This is a genomic window from Paraburkholderia phymatum, assembly GCF_038900715.1.
Classification (GTDB): domain Bacteria; phylum Pseudomonadota; class Gammaproteobacteria; order Burkholderiales; family Burkholderiaceae; genus Paraburkholderia; species Paraburkholderia phymatum_A.
Window position 1 is genome coordinate 1 of sequence record NZ_JAYMRZ010000130.1, and the last position, 250, is coordinate 250.

At 59.2% G+C, this 250-nt stretch carries 1 pseudogene; it reads left to right on the forward strand.

Features of this window, described 5'->3' with window-relative positions:
- Window positions 1–142 (forward strand): annotated as a pseudogene (locus VSR68_RS42715) (IS110 family transposase); the annotation flags it as partial.
- Between the last annotated feature and the right edge of the window lie 108 nt (window positions 143–250).

The following is a 250-nucleotide window of genomic DNA, read 5'->3' on the forward strand; positions in this document are numbered from 1 at the left end:
GCAAAAGCGGCTCTGTCAGCGCTTTCGCAACCTGATGGCACGCGGCAAGCTCAAGAACCAGGTCTGTACCGCCATTGCGCGAGAACTCGCCGGTTTTATCTGGGCTATCGGGCAACACGTTGCCCCCCTCAGCCGGGCTTAGCCGGGCAGGGATGTTAGTTGAGCTCGCAACAGGATGTTTCGGCCAGGACCAGGCAACGGTGGGAGAACCCTCGTGCTTACACTAGGAGGCAACTGGAGACAGCACAAT